Genomic DNA, 1,606 nt, shown 5'->3' on the forward strand with positions numbered 1-1,606 from the left:
GCCGCGACCACCGCGGCGGCCGGATGGGGCGCCGACCGGTGCTTGTCCTCCTCGTGGTCGAACAGCCAGACGTCGACGCTGCGCGCGTACTCCGGCACCAGCAGGTCCGGCAGCCGGCGCACGATCTCCTCGTGGTTGAGCGACGCCGTCAGCACCGCGCTCGCGTCCGCGAGGAACGTCAGCCTGCGCCGGGCGCTCTCCGCCTCGTTGCGGGCGCTGCGCTCGGCGGCGAAGGCCTCGCGCTGGGCCCGCCCTGCCGCGTCCAGCTCGGCGTGCAGGGCCAGCACGCCCTGGTTGGTCTGGTGCAGCTCCTCGCGGTGGAAGAGGACCAGGTCCTCCTGCTCGGTGAGTTTGTCCAGCACCACGGCCGTGTCCTCGTCGGCGCCGAGCAGGGCCTCCGACAGGGCGGCCGGGTCGTCGGGGACGGTGCCGTCCTCGGTGGCCTCGGCCGACTCGGGACAGGGGACCGTGACCTCCCAGAGCGGCTCCCCGGCGGCGCACGCCTCCGGCGACGGAGTCACCACGACGTGCAGCAGGCCCTCCTCGTCCGGGGAGCCCGCAAGGTCCATGGTGAGCCGCCAGGTGCCGCCCTTGGTGAGGCACTGCCGCAGGTGGGCGCTGAGGTCGGCGGCGAGCCGGGTCCGTTCGACCGTGGGCACACCGTACGCGGCGGCCAGGCGCGCGAGCGAGATGCGGGCGCGGGCCGCGTCGGTGACGGTGGTGATCTGCCAAGTGCGCATCATGGGCGTTCCGGCGGGTTCGAGGTCAGCACGGCCACGGCGGTGTCGTCCCGCACCGGTCGGGCGGGACTGCTGGCGTCACGTATCGTCACGGCGGCCGTCACGGCCGGGTCGGTGGCGGGCAGACCGGGGTCGGACGGCGGCGTCCAGCGGCTGGGCAGGCCGTCGGTGTGCAGGATGAGTATCGGGTCGCCCACCCAGTCGGCCTCCTCCTCGCGGAGGGTGCCGGGCCGGTGGACCCCGACGATGCCGGGCCGCGACAGCAGGGGGTGCCAGGTGCCGTCGGTGCGCAGTCGCGCCCCGACGTTGCCGATGCCGGCGAACCGCAGCCGCCCCGCGGTCAGGTCGAGCTGGGCCAGGGCGACGGCCGCGCCCCGCGTGCCCCGCAGCGCGTCGTGAAGCCGCTGCAGCGACTCGGCGGGGGAGAGGTGGGCCCAGCGGTGCAGCGCCGTGACCGCGGCGGACGAGGCCCGCGCGGCCTCCGGCCCGTGCCCCAGCCCGTCCGCCAGCATCAACGTCACCCGGTCCCCGGCCCGGACCCACGCCCAGGCGTCCCCCGAGTACTCGGCTCCGCCGTAGGGAATGTTCACCCCACCGGCCCGCACCCCGGAAACCGGCAGGGAACGGTCCTGCGTGGCGCCTCCGGTGGCCGGAACACCGCGGACCGTCGCCCCGCGGTGCTCCCGCGGATCCGCCCAGGGGCCACCGCCGGCGTCCGCGGCGTCCGCGGCGTCCGCGGCGTCCGCGAGACCGTGGGCCGCTGGGGTCCGCGAGGCGGAAGCGTTCCCCGGGTCCCCGGGGTTTGCGAGGCGGGCCGCTGCGGTCCGGGGGGCCGAGTCGGTCCCCGGGTCATCGGAGTGTGCGAG

1 protein-coding gene and 1 pseudogene are annotated in these 1,606 nt (G+C 76.4%); both read right to left on the bottom strand.

What is annotated here, in order from left to right; all coding sequences use genetic code 11:
- A pseudogene (locus ABT116_RS44880) lies at window positions 1-743 on the bottom strand (phosphatase); the annotation flags it as partial.
- The coding region (locus tag ABT116_RS44885) for a SpoIIE family protein phosphatase (protein ID WP_351646774.1) at window positions 740-1,606 on the bottom strand (867 nt) is incomplete at its 5' end. The pseudogene ABT116_RS44880 and the gene ABT116_RS44885, both read right to left, overlap by 4 nt.

The sequence above is a fragment of the Streptomyces sp. NPDC002130 genome, from assembly GCF_040296465.1.
Lineage (GTDB): Bacteria > Actinomycetota > Actinomycetes > Streptomycetales > Streptomycetaceae > Streptomyces.